At 64.5% G+C, this 2,685-nt stretch carries 4 protein-coding genes; 1 reads left to right on the plus strand and 3 read right to left on the minus strand.

Translation table 11 applies throughout. The features are described 5' to 3' along the window. Positions 1-64: 64 nt before the first annotated feature. The 3 genes from CG471_RS29545 to CG471_RS29555 all read right to left on the minus strand — a co-directional run bounded on the left by CG471_RS29545 (position 65) and on the right by CG471_RS29555 (position 2,257). A complete protein-coding gene (locus CG471_RS29545) occupies positions 65-724 on the minus strand; it encodes a hydrolase (RefSeq protein WP_099234633.1) in 660 nt (219 codons plus the stop codon). A 229-nt stretch (positions 725-953) separates the two neighbouring features. Beyond that, positions 954-1,616: a response regulator transcription factor gene (locus CG471_RS29550; RefSeq protein WP_180275846.1), complete on the minus strand. Its 663-nt coding sequence runs from the start codon at positions 1,614-1,616 to the stop codon at positions 954-956. A 50-nt stretch (positions 1,617-1,666) separates the two neighbouring features. Beyond that, on the minus strand, positions 1,667-2,257 hold the full coding sequence (locus CG471_RS29555) for a M17 family peptidase N-terminal domain-containing protein (RefSeq protein ID WP_099234634.1): 591 nt from the start codon (positions 2,255-2,257) through the stop codon (positions 1,667-1,669). A 195-nt stretch (positions 2,258-2,452) separates the two neighbouring features. Between CG471_RS29555 and CG471_RS30445 the strand changes: the two genes are divergently transcribed. Beyond that, on the plus strand, positions 2,453-2,605 hold the full coding sequence (locus tag CG471_RS30445) for a hypothetical protein (RefSeq protein ID WP_180275845.1): 153 nt from the start codon (positions 2,453-2,455) through the stop codon (positions 2,603-2,605). Positions 2,606-2,685: the final 80 nt, after the last annotated feature.

A 2,685-nucleotide genomic window follows, 5' to 3' on the forward strand; every position in this document is an offset into this window, starting at 1 on the left:
GGAAAGGGGAAGGACCCGGCGGTGCAGGGGGAGAGGGGGAGGCACCGCCGGTCCCTGGCGCAGGTCAGTGGCCGCCTTCGGAGGCGCCGAACATGGCCTTCGCATATTTGATGCCCAGGCCGTATGCGCCGCCAAATTCCTTGGCGATGCCGGTGGTGGACTCATAGGTTTCGGTGCGGGCCCAGTCGCGCTGCAGTTCCAGCATGTACTGGAGCGAGGTCATCGGCTTGGCGCCGAGTTGGATCATGCGCTGCACGGCGCGCTCATGCGCTTCCTCGCTGATGTCGCCACAGGCATCGGCGATGAAATAGACGTCGAAGCTCTGGTCGATCGCGGAGGCGACCGGGCCGACGATGCAGACGCTGGTCCACAGGCCGGCGAAGATGATCCGCTCCTTGCCGATGCGGTTCACTTCCTCGATCACGGCGGCATCTTCCCAGGTGTTCATGCTGGTGCGGTCGAGCAGGGGCTGGCCGGGGAAGGCGTCGGTGATTTCGCTGAACATCGGCCCCGAAAAGCTCTTTTCGGCAACGGTGGTCAGGATGGTCGATACGCCGAACGACTTGGCGGCGCGGCTGATGAGGGCGGCATTGTTGCGCAGCAGTTCTGGCGCAATAGACTTGGTGGCGAAGGCCATTTGCGACTGGAAGTCGATCAGGACCAAAGTGTGGTCGGTCGGCGAGATGAGGGACTTGCCCGGCGTCGGCGTGGCGGTGATCGTCATGGGTCGGCTCCTTGGTTTCGAGCAGTCGTCGCTGCTGTGAAGACAGTGTTAGCCGGCGTGCCTGATCCGAAATATCCAGATAAAATGCGCCGACTTGTTCTAAAAAATAGAAATGATCAGTCACTGGCCTGACGCGCGCGATCATAGCTGTCCGCCGCCGCCCGATCTTGGATCAGGCTGACGCGTTAGCGATCATTCCGATGCAAAGGGGCGCCCGCGCGCCGTGTCGTCAGAGGTCGATCAGTCCGCGCTTGATCGCCAGCGTCACCGCATGGGTGCGATCGGTCGCGTCGAGCTTCGAGAAGATCGACTTCATATGGCCCTTCACCGTCTCTTCGCTGATATCGAGTCTCGCCGCGACCTGCTTGTTACTATTGCCCCAGGCCGCCAGTGAAAGCACCGCGATCTCGCGTTCGGTCAGCGGGTCTTCCAGCACGTGCAGGGCGATCGCGGTGGCGACGGTGGCGTCGAGATGCTTGCCGCCCAGATGCACCGAGCGGATCGCGTCGAGCAACTGCTTGCGCAGGCTGGCCTTGAGCAGATAGCCCATCGCTCCTGCGCGCAGCGCCTTGATCGCGCGGCCGTCACCCGAATAGGTGGTCAGCACGATGATCCGGGCGTCGGGATGGAGGGCCCGGATCGCGGCGATCGCGTCGAGCCCCGGCATTTCCGCCATCTGCAGGTCCATCAGCACGATGTCGGGGCGCAGCCGCGCATATTCCTCTACCGCGCGCCGGCCATTGTCGGCCTCGCCGACGATCCGCATGTCGGCCTGGGTCGCCAGCATCGCCCGCACGCCCTCACGCAGCAGCGCATGATCGTCCACCACCAGGATCGATATGGGGGTGATCGCAGGCTGCATGTCGTGGCTGTGGATCGGACCGGGCTGCATCGCGCCAGAGTGGCGTGTTCCGCTTCCCAAGTCCATGCGATAGTCGCGCCTCATCGCGGCGCGGCCGGCCATTGTGCGATGATCGTGCTCAGCACGTCGGCGGCGCTGTCGGGCTGGTCGAAGGTCCAGTTCAGGCCGGCGAACCGGTCGGGAGCGGGACCGGGAGAGAGATAGGCGTCCAGCGCCGTGAGCACGCCGGCCATCATCGCACGGGAGGCGGCGCGTTGCGCGACCTTCGTTGCCGCCGGATCGAGCAGCCGCAGCAGGCAGGCGATCGAACAACTGTCGAGCCGGAGCGCCGCGCGCATCGCCACGGTGGCCAGCCGGCCCAGCCGTTCGGCATCCAGATCGTCTATCTCTCCCATGCCCACGATCATCAGCGACCGACAGCGCACCGGCGGCGGCGGGCTGGACAGGATCATCGTCTCGCCGAACCTGCCGTCGAACAGGCTGCCCGCGCGCAATTGCGACAAGGTGCCTGACAGGGCGGCGTCGAGCGCGCAGGCGCCAGGATCGATCCGGCTCGTGGCGGACAGGACCGGCATGCCGACGATCAGCAGATCGACATCGCTCGCGATCGCATCTACCGGCCCGGCGCGGAAGCGGACGGTGCGATATGTGCCGACGATCGGCGCATCCATGCTCGCCACCCTGTTGATCCTCCCGCCATGACGCAGCCATGCGGGTCGGCGTCTCCTTGGGCCAAGCTAGAGGAGCATGCCGCTCGCGTCGTGGCCAGGGCGCGCGGGATTTGGACAATCATGCGGAATTGCCGCGGTATTCGACGGGGCAGTCATGTCCGGTTGATGGACACGCCCGGTTTTTACAAGGCAGCAATGAAGCGGCTGATCCGCGCTCGTGAACATGCGCTCGATCGCGAAATCGACGTCGCGCCCGATCCCAATCCGGGCGATGCCGGCTATTTTACCCTGCTGGACCTTTTAGGCCGTAAACTCATAAAAAGCCTTGAGGATTGGCGATTGGCGTGATTCAGAGGCCTCCAGAGTTGGAGGGCTTGATGGCACGGCGGCGGTACGAACTGACAGATCGGGAATGGGCGATTATCGAG

The organism is Sphingobium sp. IP1 (assembly GCF_002708645.1).
GTDB lineage: Bacteria > Pseudomonadota > Alphaproteobacteria > Sphingomonadales > Sphingomonadaceae > Sphingobium > Sphingobium yanoikuyae.